General features: G+C 33.3%; 15 protein-coding genes. 8 read left to right on the plus strand and 7 right to left on the minus strand.

Going from position 1 to position 16,064, the window contains the following annotated elements; genetic code table 11:
* Positions 1-50: 50 nt before the first annotated feature.
* Positions 51-1,007: a methylenetetrahydrofolate reductase [NAD(P)H] gene (metF, locus tag OU788_RS02975; RefSeq protein WP_274633773.1), complete on the plus strand. Its 957-nt coding sequence runs from the start codon at positions 51-53 to the stop codon at positions 1,005-1,007.
* A 162-nt stretch (positions 1,008-1,169) separates the two neighbouring features.
* Here metF and OU788_RS02980 read toward each other — a convergent pair whose 3' ends face one another.
* A complete protein-coding gene (locus OU788_RS02980; RefSeq protein ID WP_274633774.1) occupies positions 1,170-2,732 on the minus strand; it encodes a hypothetical protein in 1,563 nt (520 codons plus the stop codon).
* 132 nt (positions 2,733-2,864) lie between these two features.
* Between OU788_RS02980 and OU788_RS02985 the strand changes: the two genes are divergently transcribed.
* The 7 genes from OU788_RS02985 (at position 2,865) to OU788_RS03015 (ending at position 9,955) form a co-directional block, all read left to right on the plus strand.
* The gene (locus tag OU788_RS02985; RefSeq protein WP_274633775.1) at positions 2,865-4,040 is read left to right on the plus strand and encodes a 2-isopropylmalate synthase; all 1,176 of its coding nucleotides are present in this window, start codon (positions 2,865-2,867) and stop codon (positions 4,038-4,040) included.
* A complete protein-coding gene (gene leuC, locus OU788_RS02990) occupies positions 4,040-5,422 on the plus strand; it encodes a 3-isopropylmalate dehydratase large subunit (protein WP_274633776.1) in 1,383 nt (460 codons plus the stop codon). The genes OU788_RS02985 and leuC overlap by 1 nt, the downstream gene beginning before the upstream one ends.
* 1 nt (position 5,423) lies before the next feature.
* Positions 5,424-6,005 (plus strand): 3-isopropylmalate dehydratase small subunit, encoded by a 582-nt coding sequence (gene leuD, locus OU788_RS02995; RefSeq protein ID WP_274633777.1) that lies wholly within the window; start codon positions 5,424-5,426, stop codon positions 6,003-6,005.
* Positions 6,006-6,015: 10 nt separating this feature from the next.
* Positions 6,016-7,131: a 3-isopropylmalate dehydrogenase gene (gene leuB / locus OU788_RS03000; RefSeq protein ID WP_274633778.1), complete on the plus strand. Its 1,116-nt coding sequence runs from the start codon at positions 6,016-6,018 to the stop codon at positions 7,129-7,131.
* A 175-nt stretch (positions 7,132-7,306) separates the two neighbouring features.
* Positions 7,307-8,047: a hypothetical protein gene (locus OU788_RS03005; protein ID WP_274633779.1), complete on the plus strand. Its 741-nt coding sequence runs from the start codon at positions 7,307-7,309 to the stop codon at positions 8,045-8,047.
* Between the two features lie 70 nt (positions 8,048-8,117).
* Positions 8,118-9,176, plus strand: a complete 1,059-nt coding sequence (locus OU788_RS03010) for a sensor histidine kinase (RefSeq protein ID WP_274633780.1) — start codon at positions 8,118-8,120, stop codon at positions 9,174-9,176.
* Positions 9,173-9,955 (plus strand): LytR/AlgR family response regulator transcription factor, encoded by a 783-nt coding sequence (locus OU788_RS03015; protein ID WP_274633781.1) that lies wholly within the window; start codon positions 9,173-9,175, stop codon positions 9,953-9,955. The genes OU788_RS03010 and OU788_RS03015 overlap by 4 nt, the downstream gene beginning before the upstream one ends.
* Before the next feature lie 45 nt (positions 9,956-10,000).
* On the opposite strand, the gene argH is transcribed toward OU788_RS03015, so the two are convergent.
* From argH to proC, 6 genes are all read right to left on the minus strand, one after another.
* A complete protein-coding gene (gene argH / locus OU788_RS03020) occupies positions 10,001-11,278 on the minus strand; it encodes an argininosuccinate lyase (protein ID WP_274633782.1) in 1,278 nt (425 codons plus the stop codon).
* Between the two features lie 76 nt (positions 11,279-11,354).
* A complete protein-coding gene (locus OU788_RS03025; RefSeq protein ID WP_274633783.1) occupies positions 11,355-12,431 on the minus strand; it encodes a M20 family metallo-hydrolase in 1,077 nt (358 codons plus the stop codon).
* Positions 12,428-13,204: an acetylglutamate kinase gene (gene argB / locus OU788_RS03030; protein ID WP_274633784.1), complete on the minus strand. Its 777-nt coding sequence runs from the start codon at positions 13,202-13,204 to the stop codon at positions 12,428-12,430. Before argB ends, OU788_RS03025 begins: the two co-directional genes overlap by 4 nt.
* Positions 13,201-14,136, minus strand: a complete 936-nt coding sequence (locus OU788_RS03035; RefSeq protein ID WP_274633785.1) for an acetylornithine carbamoyltransferase — start codon at positions 14,134-14,136, stop codon at positions 13,201-13,203. The genes argB and OU788_RS03035 overlap by 4 nt, the downstream gene beginning before the upstream one ends.
* Entirely contained in the window at positions 14,133-15,260 is a 1,128-nt protein-coding gene (locus OU788_RS03040; protein ID WP_274633786.1) for an aspartate aminotransferase family protein, read from the minus strand. Before OU788_RS03040 ends, OU788_RS03035 begins: the two co-directional genes overlap by 4 nt.
* Positions 15,260-16,057: a pyrroline-5-carboxylate reductase gene (gene proC / locus OU788_RS03045; protein ID WP_274633787.1), complete on the minus strand. Its 798-nt coding sequence runs from the start codon at positions 16,055-16,057 to the stop codon at positions 15,260-15,262. Before proC ends, OU788_RS03040 begins: the two co-directional genes overlap by 1 nt.
* Positions 16,058-16,064: the final 7 nt, after the last annotated feature.

Here is a 16,064-nt window from a genome sequence, read left to right on the forward strand (position 1 = left end):
GTTTGCAGCTTCGCTGATGTAAGTTAAATATGCCTTTATAAGCTATACTTATGAAGGTAACAGAACATTTAGAAAAAGCTAACGGAACATCATTGTTTTCGTTTGAAATTCTTCCACCGTTAAAGGGAGATAATATTGATTCTATATTCAAAAATATTGATCCGTTAATGGAATTCAATCCGCCGTTTATAGACGTAACTTATCATCGAGAAGAGTATGTGTATAAAGAGTTAGAAAGCGGATTGTTAAAAAAGCAAGTAGTAAAAAAGCGTCCAGGTACGGTAGGTATTTGTGCGGCAATTCAGAATAAATACCAAGTAGATGCCGTTCCACATATTTTGTGTGGAGGGTTTACCAAAGAAGATACCGAGAACTTCTTAATAGACCTCGATTTTTTAGGTATTGATAACGTAGTTGCGTTGCGTGGTGATGCAGTAAAAAGCGAAACTTATTTTAAGCCAGAAAAGGACGGACATGCGTATGCAAGTGAGTTAGTAACTCAAATTGAGAACTTAAATAAAGGAAGATATTTAGATGATGACTTGCAAAATTCCTCAAAAACTGATTTTTGTATTGGTGTAGCTGGTTATCCAGAAAAACACATGGAAGCACCAAGTTTAGATTCTGACATTCATTTTTTAAAGAAAAAAATAAAAAATGGGGCTAGTTATATAGTAACACAAATGTTTTTTGACAATCAAAAATACTTTGAGTTTGTAGATAAATGTAGAGAAGAAGGTATAACAGTCCCTATCATTCCAGGATTAAAACCAATTTCAACTAAAAAACAATTGAATTTAATTCCACATCGATTCAAAGTAGATTTACCAGATGCGTTGGTAAAAGAAGTAATTAAATGTAAAGACAATAGTGAAGTACGACAAGTTGGAATAGAATGGTGTATTGCACAAAGTAAAGAGCTGCAACAAAGAGGGGTGCCTATTTTACACTATTACTCAATGGGAAGATCAACCAATATTCAACAAATTGCTGAGGCAGTTTTCTAATAAAAAGTGTCATTTCGAACCGAGTGAAACGAAGTGTGAGAAATCTTAAGAATATAAGTTATTTGTTTTAATGAGGTTTCTCACTTCGGTCGAAATGATGTATTAGTAGTACATTGGCATAACAAAACAGTTGCTTAATTGAGAAGAGTGATAACTGAAATACTACTTCTGAACAGCAACAAATTTTTCCTGAATAATTTGCGCTACAGGTTTGTTTTCTATTTTGCTTTCCAGCCAAGAAAGAATGTCCAAATACAAAAAAGCTCTTTTTTCATAAGGATGATTCTCATATACTTTTAAGCGATCGTATATTTTCTTAAACTCCTTTTTTATTTGATGAGGATACACATCACCTAATGCTTTAATAGAAGAAATAAACTCCTTTTGAACCTCTTGTAAATTCTCCATTTTTAGTAAAAAGCGATAGGTATCTTTAAATTGTCGTTCTAAATCGTAATCTAACCCACATTCATAATGAGCAATTAAACACAACACTCTAGCAAAACATTGTAAGTCTTGTGCTACATCAATATGTTTAGATTTGATGATTTTATTTAGGTATAAAATACATTCTTTGTTTTTGCCCATACCAAAGTACAAACATGCTATTTTGTAGTAGAACACTACAATATGATGCGTGTCTAAACGATCTTTATACTCATCAATTTTTTTATTGATAATGTCTACTAAATATTCACCTTCTGAAAAGTTGCCTTCTAGGAAGTGTAGGTGTAATTTATTGGCATAATAGTATAAAAAGGTAAGGATTTCAGTATTACTATTCTGAGGAATTGTTTTAGCTTCAATCTCATCTTCAAATAAAGAAAGTTCTTCTTTAAATTTATCATAGTGCTTGATAAAAAATAAGCTTTCTAATAGATAATTTTTCCCTTTCAAATAAAAAACAGGGTGTAAAGAAATATTCTTAGAATCATTTTTAAATAAATCTACCCATTTGTTGGCGTACTTGTAACTCTGTAAAAAATCCTGTGTCAAAAAACTATGCCACAAGTGTGCTTTGTATAGCCATAACTTTTCTCTAAATCCTAATTTTTCATACGAATATTCGGGTAACTTAGAATTGAAGTAAGAATTTACGCGTTGCAGTTCTTCATCATTTTTTACGTACCCGTTTTTTAATAAGGTTCCATACAATTGCAGTGATAAGTTAGATAGTTTACTAGCTATTACATTTTGCTGACTGAGCTCTTTCGCTTGAATAGCTAGCTCATCTGAACGCGTGTCGATACTTCGGGTTATATATTGACTTTCAATCACTTTTTCCAACTCAACAATTTCATAGGCAATATTTTTTTCTTCATTTTCAATTGCCATATTTTTTGCTTTTTCAAGCAATTTTAAACTTTGTTTGTACAATCCTTTTTGATATAAAACAGTAGCAAAGTCCAATTGCTCACGTATTTGAATTCTGATGTTTTTATGGGCAGGATTCATACGAAGACTAATCAGTATTTGCTTATATAAATGCGCTTTTAAATTGGAAAGTTGCTGTTTGCTAACAACACCACTATCAATAATTGCTTTTTCGTTGTAACATTTTTGTTTTTCTAACAATTTAAAAAGGGAAAAGAACTTCGCATCTACATTACCACCTAAACGACCTACATATAAATTAAATTGACGTTTTTCTGATTTTGATAAAGACTTTATCAAAACAAATAATGCGTCATTTTGTTGGTTGGCGAATGTAATTGGTTTACGCATAACTTTTTGTTTTTCAGTACTTTGTTTTTGTTTTTTGTTGTTTTGATATCGTAACTAACCCATTTAAAAAGAGTTTGTTAGAAAAGCCAATATATACATTTGGATTTTATTCTGATAATCATAGTTAGATTTATGCACAACGATAAAATTCAAATTTTTGATACCACTTTACGAGACGGGGAGCAGGTTCCAGGATGTAAATTAGATACCCAACAAAAATTAATTATTGCCGAAAGACTTGATTTTTTAGGAGTTGATGTAATAGAAGCAGGTTTCCCTGTGTCGAGCCCAGGTGATTTTACGTCGGTACAAGAAATTGCTAAACTGGTTAAAAACGCTTCAGTTTGCGGATTAACCAGAGCTGTAAAAAAAGATATAGAAGTTGCTGCTAATGCTTTAAAGTTTGCTAATAAACCTAGAATTCATACAGGTATTGGTACTAGCGATTCTCATATTCAATACAAGTTTAATGCTTCAAAAGACGAAGTGATTAGACGAGCTAAAGAAGCAGTTTCGTATGCAAAGAACTTTGTAGATGATGTAGAGTTTTATGCTGAAGATGCTGGTAGAACTGATAATGCTTTCCTAGCAAAAGTTTGCGAAGAGGTTATCAAATCAGGAGCAACAGTGTTGAATATTCCAGATACTACAGGGTATTGTTTGCCAGAAGAATACGGAGCAAAAATCAAGTACTTAAAAGAACACGTAAAAGGTATTGAGAATGTAATTATCTCTTGCCATTGTCATAATGATTTAGGATTAGCTACTGCTAATTCTATCGCTGGAGCTATTAATGGAGCACGTCAAATAGAATGTACAATTAACGGAATTGGTGAGCGTGCAGGAAATACTGCATTAGAAGAAGTAGTTATGATTTTAAAACAACATCCATATTTGAATCTTCAAACAGATATTAATACCAAATTGTTATATGATACGAGTATCATGGTTCGCGAAAAAATGGGAATGCCTGTTCAGCCTAATAAAGCCATAGTAGGAGCAAATGCTTTTGCACATAGTTCAGGAATTCACCAAGACGGAGTGATTAAAAATCGTGAAACGTATGAAATTATCAATCCAGCAGATGTGGGGGTTAATGAAAGTGCTATTGTGTTAACAGCACGAAGCGGAAGAGCAGCCTTGGCATACCGTGCCAAAAAGATTGGATACGAATTAACCAAAATTCAATTAGATACTGCTTATAAAACCTTCTTACAGTTTGCTGACAGACAAAAAGAAGTGATTGATGAAGACATTCATCAAATTATGAAACAAGTTAACAATATTTCAAAAATAGCTATAGCTTAATGGGAAAGACATTATTTGATAAAGTTTGGGATGCGCATGTGGTTGATAGCATTAAAGACGGACCACAAATTCTATATATTGATAAACATTTAATTCACGAGGTAACAAGTCCACAAGCATTTAATGAATTAAAAGAACGTAATATTCCGATTGCAAGACCTGATAAGATTGTAGCAACGGCTGATCATAACACACCAACTGTAAATCAACATTTACCAATAAAAGACGAGTTGTCTCGTAATCAATTAGAACAGTTGACCAAAAACTGTGAAGAAAATAACATCACCTTATACGGATTAGGTCACCGCTATAATGGAATTGTCCATGTAATGGCTCCTGAATTAGGAATCACACAACCGGGAATGACGATGGTTTGTGGTGATAGTCATACCTCAACGCATGGTGCTTTCGGTACCATCGCTTTTGGTATCGGTACAAGTCAGGTTGCACAGGTATTTGCAAGCCAATGTTTGTTGTTAGAAAAACCTAAGAGTTTACGTGTAAATGTGAATGGAAAGTTGAAAAATGGAGTATTACCAAAAGATGTAATCTTATATATCATCGCCAAACTAGGTACGAATTCAGGTACGGGATATTTTTGTGAATATGCTGGAAATGTGTTCGAAGAAATGTCTATGGAAGGACGTATGACCGTTTGCAATATGAGTATTGAAATGGGAGCAAGAGGAGGTATGATTGCTCCAGATGAGACTACTTTTGACTACGTAAAAGGACGTGAGTTTGCTCCAAAAGGAGAGGAGTTTGATAAAAAAGTAGCGTATTGGAAAACGTTGAAAACGGATAAAAATGCAGTATTTGATAAAGAATATTCGTTTGATGCAGAAGATATTGAACCAATGGTAACTTATGGAACCAACCCAGGAATGGGGATAAAAATTTCTGAAAATATTCCTCTGTTACATGATGCTTCCTTTGAAAAATCGTTGCAATACATGGATTTTCAAAAAGGAGAAAGTCTTGTAGATAAGACAATTAATTATGTGTTTATTGGAAGTTGTACAAACTCTCGAATTGAAGATTTTAGAGTCGCTGCCAATTATGTAAAAGGAAAGCAAAAAGCATCTAATGTGCATGCATGGTTAGTGCCTGGGTCACAACAAGTGGCGAAACAAATTAAGTTAGAAGGATTACAAACCATTTTTGAAGAAGCAGGTTTTCAATTACGACAACCAGGATGCTCCGCATGTTTGGCAATGAACGATGATAAAATTCCAGCGAAAGAATATTGTGTTTCTACATCTAATAGAAACTTTGAAGGACGTCAAGGGCAGGGAGCACGTACTATTTTAGCAAGTCCTCTTGTAGCAGCAGCTACAGCTATTGAGGGTAAAATAATTGACATTACTAAACACCTAAATTAAGATGGAAAAGTTTGTAAAATTGATTGATACAGCCATACCGTTACCAACAGAAAATATTGATACTGATCAAATAATACCTGCACGCTTTTTAAAATCGACCGATAAAAATGGTTTTGGTGATAATGTGTTTAGAGATTGGCGTTATAAAAAGGATGGGAGTTTGAATGAAGATTTTGTATTAAATAATGATAATTATAGCGGAAGTATTTTAATCGCAGGAGATAATTTTGGTTGTGGTTCTAGTAGAGAACATGCAGCTTGGGCATTAGCTGGTTATGGATTTAAGGTAGTCATCAGTAGTTTTTTTGCTGATATTTTTAAAGGAAATGCGTTGAATAATGGCATTTTACCTATACAAGTTCCGAAGGAATACTTAGTAAAGCTATTACAAAAAGTAACTAATGTACCCGATACTACTATTATTGTCGACTTAGAAAATCAAGTAATAAAGACTCCTATTGGAAATGTAGATTTTGAAATTAATTCGTATAAAAAACTATGCTTGTTAAATGGGTATGATGATATTGATTTTTTAATCAGTAAAAAAGATAAAATAACAGCTTTTGAAGCAAAAAAGGTATAAAAAGAAATATATGAAGTACAATATAACCGTAATTCCAGGAGATGGAATAGGACCAGAAGTAACTGAGCAGGCTAAAAAAGTGCTAAGAGCCATAGGTAATGTGTTCGACCATACTTTCTTATTTGAAGAAACATTAATGGGGGCTTGTGCTATTGACCAAACGGGAAATCCTTTACCCGAAAAAACCATTGAGTTATGTAAAAAAAGTGATGCCATCTTATTTGGAGCGATTGGAGATCCAAAATATGATAACGATCCTACAGCTAAGGTGCGTCCAGAGCAAGGGTTGTTACGTTTACGAAAAGAGTTAGGCTTGTTTTGTAACGTACGTCCTGTAAAAGCATATGATACATTAATTCATAATTCACCTTTAAAGAAAGAAAGAATTGAAGGAACAGATATTGCTATTTATAGAGAGTTAACAGGTGGAATTTACTTTGGTATTAAAGAACTAAGTGATGATGGAAAACATGCTTTTGATGGTTGTTCTTATACGGTTGAAGAAATAGAACGAATAGCACATTTAGCTTTTCAATCAGCGCAAAAAAGACGTAAAAAGCTAACTTTGGTAGACAAAGCTAATGTATTAGAAACTTCAAGATTGTGGCGTAAAACAGTTACGGCCATGGCAAGTGAGTATCCTGATGTTGAAGTAGACTTTTTATTTGTAGACAATGCAGCGATGCAGTTGATATTAAATCCGAAACAGTTTGATGTAATTTTAACAGAAAATCTTTTTGGAGATATTCTTTCGGATGAAGCTAGTGTAATAGGAGGTTCTATAGGTTTGTTAGCATCGGCATCTATAGGAAAAGAAAATGCATTGTTTGAGCCAATACATGGTTCTTTTCCACAAGCAAAAGGGAAAGATATTGCGAACCCATTAGCTTCAATCTTATCAGCTGCGATGTTATTAAAACACTTAGGTTTATTACAAGAAGCTCAAGTAGTAGAAGAAGCAGTTGAAAAATCATTAGAATTAGGAATTACAACTCAAGATATTAATCCGGAAAACCCATTTTCAACAAGTAAAGTTGGCGATTTTATTGCTGATTACATCTATAATCAAGAAGATAGCAATATCAACTTTCAAAATGTGCATATGGGACAAAGTACCATTATTTAAACAATTAGCTATTTTTTTTCAGAGAAAGGCTACCTATTTTATAGGCAGCCTTTTTTCTTTTAAAGAAGAACTTCACGCGTTTATCAGAAAATTTCCTGAGTTCATAAAATAGCTGTTTTTAAAACGATATGGCTGAAATACTTTTGACATATAAATCATAAAAAACTATAAAAAAATGAATACAAAAAGAGAACTTATATTTTTAAGAACATTCGCAGTAAGTATTACAGCTATAATAGGAGTATTAACAACAGTTGCTTTTAAAAGTAAAGGAAACACACAGTTTGATACCATTGATGTAAAAAGAATTAATATCATCGAAAATGACGGGACAGTAAAAATGTTGATTACCAATGCAGCAAACTTTCCAACTAAAGGAGATGAAATTAATGGAAGAGTATATCATGAGAGAAAGAAAAGAGCGGGTATGCTTTTCTTTAATGAAGAAGGAATAGAGTGTGGAGGGTTCATTTATGATGGTAAAAAAACTGAAAAAGGACATAGTTCAGGTTTATCATTAACATTTGATCAATACGATGGAGATCAAGTAATGCAATTGATAACTACAGATGCAAAGAAAGACGGAAAAAGATACAAAGCAGGAAGATTAGTGTTTAATGATAGAGGAGACAATGAAACCCAAGAAATGTCTCAAAAAATAGGAGAGGAATTAAAAGCAATTCAAGACCCAGAGAAAAGAAGAGCTAAGTTTCAAGAATATCAACAAAAAGGAATGATAGGAGGAGTTCCTAGAGTAGCTTTGGGACAAACACCGGGAAAACAAAATGGATTGTTTTTATATGATTCTAACGGAAAAACAAGAGCGAAGTTTATTATAGATGAGGATAATAAAATAAAACTAGAGGCTTATGATGACAAAGGTAATGTAATAAGTACTTGGCCAGAAGACAAATAGTAGATTATAATTTGCGATGAGATTATTCTAAAAATCTCATCGCAAATTTGATATATTTGTGATTAACGATATGAAAACAAATACCTCCTTTTTTAGAGAAAATATTGCATTTTTAATCTTTCTCTTCCTTTTTTCTTGGATAGTTATTTTAAAGAATCAATTTGGAGTTTCAAGTTCTTGGGAAGATTTTATTTTTTATCCAGATGCTCCTTTTTGGTTTTTCTTAAAGGCTGTTTTTATTTTCTGGTGGGTTAGCTTTATTAAAAAGAAGATTAATAAAAGTTCTAAAAAGCAAACTCCATCGTTAAAAAAGTACCTGTTGTTTTTTGGGATAGGGTTATTATCTTATTTAGTCATCGGAAATGTTTTTGGATTAATAATCTCTTTTATTTTTGATACCTATTCTAGAAATTTTGGTACGTTATATCACTTGGTTTATAAAAATATGGGGTCGACAATGGACTTTATTATTTTTGGAGGATTTTCGTTAGCTTATTTGTACTATAAAGAAAATGTAGTTTATCAAAAACAAGTAACTGCTTATAAGATAAGTAAGGCAAAAAGTGAAATTACTCAATTAAAAACTCAATTAAACCCTCATTTTTTATTTAATAACTTAAATGTTTTAGATCAACTTATAGAAGAGGATACAGAGAGAGCTTCTTTATTTTTAAATCGTTTTGCAGAACTATATAGGTATAGTTTACATAGTGCAGATAAACAATTGGTTCCATTAAAAGAAGAACTGTTTTTTGCAGAAGGATATTTCAAGTTAATGGAAGAGAAATATCAAGGATATTATCAATTAGAAATTCAGGAAACTCTTTATCAAGAAAATACTTTAGTTCCTCCATTTTGTTTACAAGTTCTTATAGAAAATGCAATTACCCACAATAAAGGAACTCTCGAAATTCCCGTACATATTGCAATAACAGGAGGTAATGGAATAAAAGTAACAAATAATAAAGCATTATATTCTAAAAGAGTAAAAGGTAACGGAGTAGCGTTGGCTAACTTATCAAAACAATTTGAGTTGCTTACCAGTACAAGTATTCGCATAGATGAAAAGGAAGATAAATTTGAAGTGGTGTTACCATTAATAAAAACAAACAGGCATAACTTAAAATGATAAAAGCAATCATAGTTGAAGATGAATTACCAGCAAGGAAGAAGCTGAAAAAATACATTGAAAGTTATAAAGACTCTATCACTATTGTAGAAGAGTTTGAAACAGTAGAAGAGGTTTTAGATTTTTTTGAAACGCCAACAGATATCAATTTGATTTTTTCAGATATAGAGCTAAGAGACGATAATGCTTTTGAAGCCTATAAAAAGATAAATATTAAAACACCTATTATTTTTATTACAGCCTATAATCAGTTTTGGATGGAGGCTTTTGAAACAAGTGGGATTGAATATTTATTAAAACCTTATTCATTTGAACGTTTTGAAAAAGCTGTAGATAAATATCTAAGTCTAAAAAACTCTATGACTATCGATAGTAATGATAGCGTATTGCAAAAATTAAATGCTTATTTAACAAATCAAACAGTACAAACACCAAAAACGTATCAAGAGTTTATTGCTGTTAAATCTTCTCAATACACCTATTTTTTAAAGATAGAAGAAGTAGTGTACTTTCAAGCAGATTACGGAATTGTAGTAGCATATGATGTACACAACAAAAAACATATTTTGAATCAATCTTCTCTAAAAATGTTAGAAGAATTGATAAATCCTGCTGTATTTTTTAAAATCAATAGAAGTGAACTACTCAATAGAAATTATATAGAAAAAATAAGCAGGTATACTAAAAATATAATAGCTATTAACTTAAAAAATAACGAGACAGTTTTAAAAACAAGTCAAAATAAAACGGCTGAGTTTACTAAGTGGCTTGGGATATAAAAACAATAAAAGCAAGATGATTTCTATCTTGCTTTTATAAAAATGTTAGACTAAATTAAGTTTCTCACGGATTTTATTCAAACACAAATTATCAATACCTCCTACATGCGTATGCTTTTTAGAAGTATCAGGGGTATATGTATCGTTGGTTACTTCGCCACCAATTTTTTGGTACGCTTCTCTAAAACTCATTCCGTTTTCAACAAGCGTATTGATATTGTCTACAGTGAAAAGATATTTGTACTTTTCATCTTGTAAATCAATATCTTTTACAATAATTTGTTGAATAGCGTAATCAAAAATATCTAGTACATCTTTTAACTCTTCAAAAGCATTGATGATATTTTCTTTTAATAACTGATAATCTCTATGATAACCACTTGGTAAGTTATTAGTGATTAACAGGGTTTCTGTATATAAAGCTTGAATTTTATTACACTTTCCTCTAATCAATTCAAACACATCAGGATTCTTTTTATGCGGCATAATGCTACTACCTGTAGTCAATTCATCTGGGAAAGAGATAAAATCAAAATTCTGACTCATATATAAGCAAATATCCATCGCAAAACGAGCTAAAGTGTTACTCACACTTCCTAATGCCATGGTTAGTGTACGTTCGCTTTTACCTCTGCTCATTTGTGCAGCTACTACATTGTATTTCAAAGTAGAAAAATCTAACTCTTTTGTGGTGAATTCTCTGTCGATAGGAAATGAACTTCCATATCCGGCAGCAGAACCTAATGGATTTTGATCTACTGTTTTTAAGGCTGCATGTACCAAATGTAAATCGTCAATTAATAATTCAGCATAGGCAGAAAACCATAATCCGAAAGAAGATGGCATAGCAACTTGCAAATGGGTATAACCTGGCAATAATTTGGTTTTATGTTGTTCTGCTAATTGCAATAAGGTGTTAAATAGCGTTTTTGTTTTACCTGAAATCAACTGTAAATTGTCTTTGTAATACAATTGTAACGCCACTAAAACTTGATCGTTTCTTGAACGTGCGGTATGAATTTTCTTGCCAACTTCACCATACAGATTAGTCAACTCGAACTCAATTTTAGAATGTACATCTTCAAATTGAGCATCAATTACAAAAGTATCGTCTTCAACTTGCTGTTGTAACTTAGCAATTCCAGTAGTTACTTGTGCTAACTCTTCCGAAGTAATAATACCGATGGAAGCTAGCATTTTGGCATGTGCTAGTGATGCTTGTAAATCATACGGTGCAATATGTATGTCTATCTCTCTGTCATTTCCAATAGTGAAATACTCTATTTTTTTATCTATGGATAATCCTTTGTCCCAAAGTTTCATGTTTTTATGTTTTTTAATTAGTACTGAGTATTGAGAAGTTAGTATTGAGTGTTAAACACTATAACAAACAAAATTCTCAATACTCACATCTCACAACTTTATTCAATAATTTTATATACAACTCAATCCCTTCTTCAATTTCTTGAAGATAAATAAACTCATCAGCGGTGTGTGAACGTGTGCTGTCTCCAGGTCCTAATTTTAACGACGGACAACTTAATACTGCTTGGTCAGATAGGGTAGGAGAACCATAGGTTTTTCTTCCTAAAGCAATACCTGCTTGTACTAATGGATGTTCTTTTGGTATTGAAGATGAATTCAAATTCAAGCTGCGTGGTTGTATGTTGCAAGGTGCGTGTTCTTGTAAAATGTCACTGATTTCTTGATTGGTATATTGATCGTTTACACGAACATCTATTACCAATTTTACTTCGGAAGGAACGGCGTTGTGTTGTTTTCCCGCGTTGATTTGTGTTACCGTAAGTTTTACGTCTCCTAAGGTTTTCGAGGTTTTTTCAAATTCAACATCTTTAAACCACTGTAATACTTCAATAGCGTTATAAATAGCATTGTCGTGATTCGGATGTGCGGCATGACTTGGAGTTCCTTTTACCTCAGCATCAAAAACTACTAAGCCTTTTTCAGCTATGGCTAAATTCATTAAAGTAGGTTCTCCTACAATCGCTACATCAATCTTTGGTAAAGTTTTTAGTAATCCATTTAAACCGTTAGGACCACTGCTTTCTTCCTCGGCAGTTCCTGCAAAAACAAGGTTATAAGTCAAGTTTTCTTTCTGGTAGAAATGGGTGTAGGTTGCCAATAACGAAACCAAGCATCCACCAGCATCGTTACTTCCTAATCCGTAGAGTTTGCCATCTTCTACAATAGCTTTAAACGGATCTTTAGTATAGCCATTGTTTGGTTTTACCGTATCGTGGTGCGAGTTGAGTAACAACGTAGGTTTGTTAGTATCAAAATGTTTGTTTACCGACCATACATTGTTCTGGGTTCTGGTATATGGAATGTTGTATTCCTGAAACCAGTTTTCTAACAGTTGCGCGGTTAGGTCTTCTTCCGAAGAAAAAGAAAAAGGCGTTTCTATCAGATTTTTTAATAGGCCAATGGCTTTTATAGTAAGTTCTTGTATCGTCATAATGTTAAAAAGGTGTGTTTAATAGTTGGGTTGAATACCATATCAGTACTACCTATATACACTTTATGTACTTTGTGTTGTAAGGCATGGAAACAATTGTCTAATTTAGGAAGCATTCCTTCAAAAATAACTCCGTTAGTTTTTAATTGAGTATAGGTTTCAGTATTGATGTGTTCAATAACTGAGTCATTGTTGTCAACATCGGTTAATACCCCTGGTTTTTCAAGACAGTAATATAATTCTGTATTAAAATGTGCAGATAAACCTATAGCAATTTCTGAGGCTATGGTATCTGCATTCGTGTTCAGTAACTGTCCGTTTGCATCGTGTGTAATCGCACAAAACACAGGCGTTACTTCATTATTAATTAGTATTGTTGGTATTTGTGGATTTACGGTAACAACGTCGCCCGCAAATCCGTAATCTATATGTTCAGCAGGACGTTTGGTTGATATAATAGTATTTCCGTCGGCTCCTGTAAACCCCACTGCATTGGCGTTATGTGCTTGTAACGTTGCTACAATTTGTTTGTTGATTTTTCCGGCATATACCATAGTAATCAAATCTAAAGTTTGCGTATCGGTTACACGTCTGCCTTCAATCATTGTTACCGGAATGTTGAGCTGACTAGCTAGTTCAGAAGCCAATTTTCCTCCACCATGAACTAATACTTTCGGACCTTTTAACTGAGCAAATTTAGCTAAGAAATCGTCCAAAGCTTTTTCATTGTTAATAATGTTTCCGCCAATTTTAACAATCTTTATGGTTTTCATAATTCTCCTAAAATTTGTTGTAAAACTACTTGAGCTGCAAAGGTTCTGTTGTTGGCTTGTTCAATCACAAGGGAATTCTCACCATCTAAAACAGCATCTTCCGCTACCATATTTCTTCTAATAGGTAAACAGTGCATAAATTTAGCGGTACCTATTTTTTCCTGAGTAATCATCCAGTTGGGGGCTTCGTTCAGTATTTTACCATATTCATTAAAAGAACTCCAGTTTTTAGCATAGATAAAGTCGGCATTTTCAAAAGCTTTCTCTTGGTCGTACTCGATAGGGAACTGTTGTGTGATTTCTGGATCTAGCTCATATCCTTTCGGATGAGTAATTACAAATTCTACATCCATATTATGCATCAAATGCACAAAAGCATTGGCAACCGAATGTGGTAATGCTTTTGGGTGTGGAGCCCAAGACAACACAACTTTAGGTTTGTCAACTTTTTTAGTTTCCGTAATAGTAATCGCGTCTGCCAACGATTGTAACGGATGGTCAGTAGCACTTTCCATATTCACAATAGGCACTGTGGCGTATTTAACAAAACTGTTGAGTACTGTTTCGGCTCTGTCTTTTTTCTTGTTTTCTAAAGTAGGAAAAGCCCTAACCGCAATAATGTCGGCATATTGAGAAATCACCTTAGCAGCTTCTTTAATATGTTCAGAAGTGTTTAAATTCATTGCAGTTCCATCCTCAAACTCCATATTCCATGCATTGTTAACGTTTAACACACTTACTTGCATTCCCAAGTTTTTAGCTGCTTTTTCAGTACTTAACCTAGTACGTAAACTGGCATTGAAAAAAAGCATGACTAAGGTTTTGTGTTGCCCCAAATAAGTAAACTGATAAGGGTTCTTTTTTAATTGAATTGCTTTTTGAATGGTATCTGAAAGATTCTCAATATCGTTTATAGTGGTATATTTTTTCATGACAGTTCCTTTTTTAAAGCCTCGAAAAACACATCGATATGTTGCTTTTGAATGGTTAAGGGGGGAAGAATTCTTAACAAGTTTGGATTCTTAGCGCTCCCTGTGAAAATATGATGTTTGAATATTAGGTTCTTTCTTAGCTCAGCAATAGGAAAATTAAATTCTAAGCCTAACATTAAGCCTCTACCTTTTACAGCTTTTAGTTGTGGAATGGTTGAAATTTGTTCGATAAAGTAAGCGGAAACCTCTTGTACGTTTTTCATCAACTGTTCTTTTTCTATAGTGTCAAGTACCGCTAAAGAGGCTGCACAAGCTAAGTGATTACCACCAAAGGTAGTTCCTAACAAACCATAAGAAGCTTGAATACTTGGATGAATTAAAATCCCACCTATAGGAAATCCGTTCCCCATTCCTTTTGCCATAGAAATAATATGTGGCGTAATTCCATGTTTTTGAAAAGCAAAGAAACCACCTGTTCTACCAAATCCGCACTGAATTTCATCAGCAATAAGTACGGTGTTGTATTGTTGGCACAAGTTTTCCAATCCTTTATAAAAAGCTGTTGAAGCTTCGTCTAACCCTCCAATACCTTGAATAGTTTCAATAATAATAGCACAAACATCATTGTTCTGTAAAGCCTTTTCAACACCTGCTAAATCTTCAAACTCTAAAAAGATAACCTCTTGTTGTGCATTGATAGGTGCTATAATTTTAGGATTGTCGGTAGCTGCTACTGCCGCAGAAGTACGCCCGTGAAACGAGTTTTTAAAGGCAATTACTTTTTGTTTACCTGTGTGAAAAGAAGCTAGCTTTAGAGCATTTTCATTGGCTTCTGCACCCGAATTACATAAGAATAACTGATAGTCTTTACAACCCGATAGTTTTTCTAATTGGTTAGCTAATTTAACCTGTAGCGGATTTTGAATAGCGTTGCTGTAAAAACCTAACTTACTTACTTGTTCGCTAATATTTTTAACATAAGCAGGGTGTGAGTGCCCGATAGATATTACAGCGTGTCCGCCATATAAATCTAAATATTTAGTGCCTTTATCGTCATATACATATACGTCTTTGGCAGTTACTGGGGTAATATCATATAGAGGATATACGTCAAATAAACTCATTAGTTTTCTTTTTTTATGGTGTTAATTTTGTTGAATGAGGCAACCATTCCCTGTATTAAAGCAGCACTTAAACCTTTGTGTTCCATTTCATTTAGACCTTCAATAGTACAGCCTTTTGGGGTGGTTACTTTGTCTATTTCTTCTTCAGGATGATTTCCTGTTGCGATTAATAAGCTGGCAGCGCCTTCGCTGGTGTGCATAGCGAGCTCTTGTGCTTCTTTGGCGTCAAAACCTAACTGAATAGCGGCTTGTGTAGTTGCCCGTATTAAGCGCATCCAAAAAGCAATTCCACTAGCACATATTACAGTGGCTGCTTGCATTTGATCTTCAGGAATAATCATAGAAGTTCCCAGTTGATTAAAAATAGTTGTAGCTATTTCTAAATCTTCCTTCTTTTGAGTATTACCACTAAGACAAGTCATCGATTTTCCAACGGCAATAGCAGTATTAAGCATGGCTCTGATAATAGTAGTATCTGAACCAATAAGCGCTTCCATTTTTTCAATAGAAAAACCAGCAACTGTAGAAATCACTAAATGATTGTCTGATAACAGAGGAGCAGTTTCTTTTAAAAGAGCTTCTAAATGTGTTGGTTGTACAGCAAAAATTAATACATCAGATGCTGTGATTGCTTCCTTGTTATTAGAACTAATGAAAACGTTGGGTAGCTCTTTAAATTCATTGAGTTCTTCAATATTTCTCTTGGTTAAGAAAAGTTGAGAAAACGAATTGTTTAGTGTCAATCCTTTAGCGATCGATTTTCCTAAGTTACCTGTTCCTATAATTGCTATTTTCATGTCTTTT

It is taken from the genome of Tenacibaculum sp. L6 (assembly GCF_028823685.1).
Lineage (GTDB): Bacteria > Bacteroidota > Bacteroidia > Flavobacteriales > Flavobacteriaceae > Polaribacter.

Bases quoted from the DNA above. Each gene is read 5' to 3' on its own strand.
- OU788_RS03010 (WP_274633780.1), top strand. From the start codon at position 8,118: ATGAAAACAAATACCTCCTTTTTTAGAGAAAATATTGCATTTTTAATC.
- OU788_RS03015 (WP_274633781.1), top strand. From the start codon at position 9,173: ATGATAAAAGCAATCATAGTTGAAGATGAATTACCAGCAAGGAAGAAG.
- argB (WP_274633784.1), bottom strand. From the start codon at position 13,204: ATGAAAACCATAAAGATTGTTAAAATTGGCGGAAACATTATTAACAAT.
- OU788_RS03005 (WP_274633779.1), top strand. From the start codon at position 7,307: ATGAATACAAAAAGAGAACTTATATTTTTAAGAACATTCGCAGTAAGT.
- metF (WP_274633773.1), top strand. From the start codon at position 51: ATGAAGGTAACAGAACATTTAGAAAAAGCTAACGGAACATCATTGTTT.
- argH (WP_274633782.1), bottom strand. From the start codon at position 11,278: ATGAAACTTTGGGACAAAGGATTATCCATAGATAAAAAAATAGAGTAT.
- leuD (WP_274633777.1), top strand. From the start codon at position 5,424: ATGGAAAAGTTTGTAAAATTGATTGATACAGCCATACCGTTACCAACA.
- OU788_RS03040 (WP_274633786.1), bottom strand. From the start codon at position 15,260: ATGAGTTTATTTGACGTATATCCTCTATATGATATTACCCCAGTAACT.
- OU788_RS03025 (WP_274633783.1), bottom strand. From the start codon at position 12,431: ATGACGATACAAGAACTTACTATAAAAGCCATTGGCCTATTAAAAAAT.
- leuB (WP_274633778.1), top strand. From the start codon at position 6,016: ATGAAGTACAATATAACCGTAATTCCAGGAGATGGAATAGGACCAGAA.
- OU788_RS03035 (WP_274633785.1), bottom strand. From the start codon at position 14,136: ATGAAAAAATATACCACTATAAACGATATTGAGAATCTTTCAGATACC.
- proC (WP_274633787.1), bottom strand. From the start codon at position 16,057: ATGAAAATAGCAATTATAGGAACAGGTAACTTAGGAAAATCGATCGCT.
- leuC (WP_274633776.1), top strand. From the start codon at position 4,040: ATGGGAAAGACATTATTTGATAAAGTTTGGGATGCGCATGTGGTTGAT.
- OU788_RS02985 (WP_274633775.1), top strand. From the start codon at position 2,865: ATGCACAACGATAAAATTCAAATTTTTGATACCACTTTACGAGACGGG.
- OU788_RS02980 (WP_274633774.1), bottom strand. From the start codon at position 2,732: ATGCGTAAACCAATTACATTCGCCAACCAACAAAATGACGCATTATTT.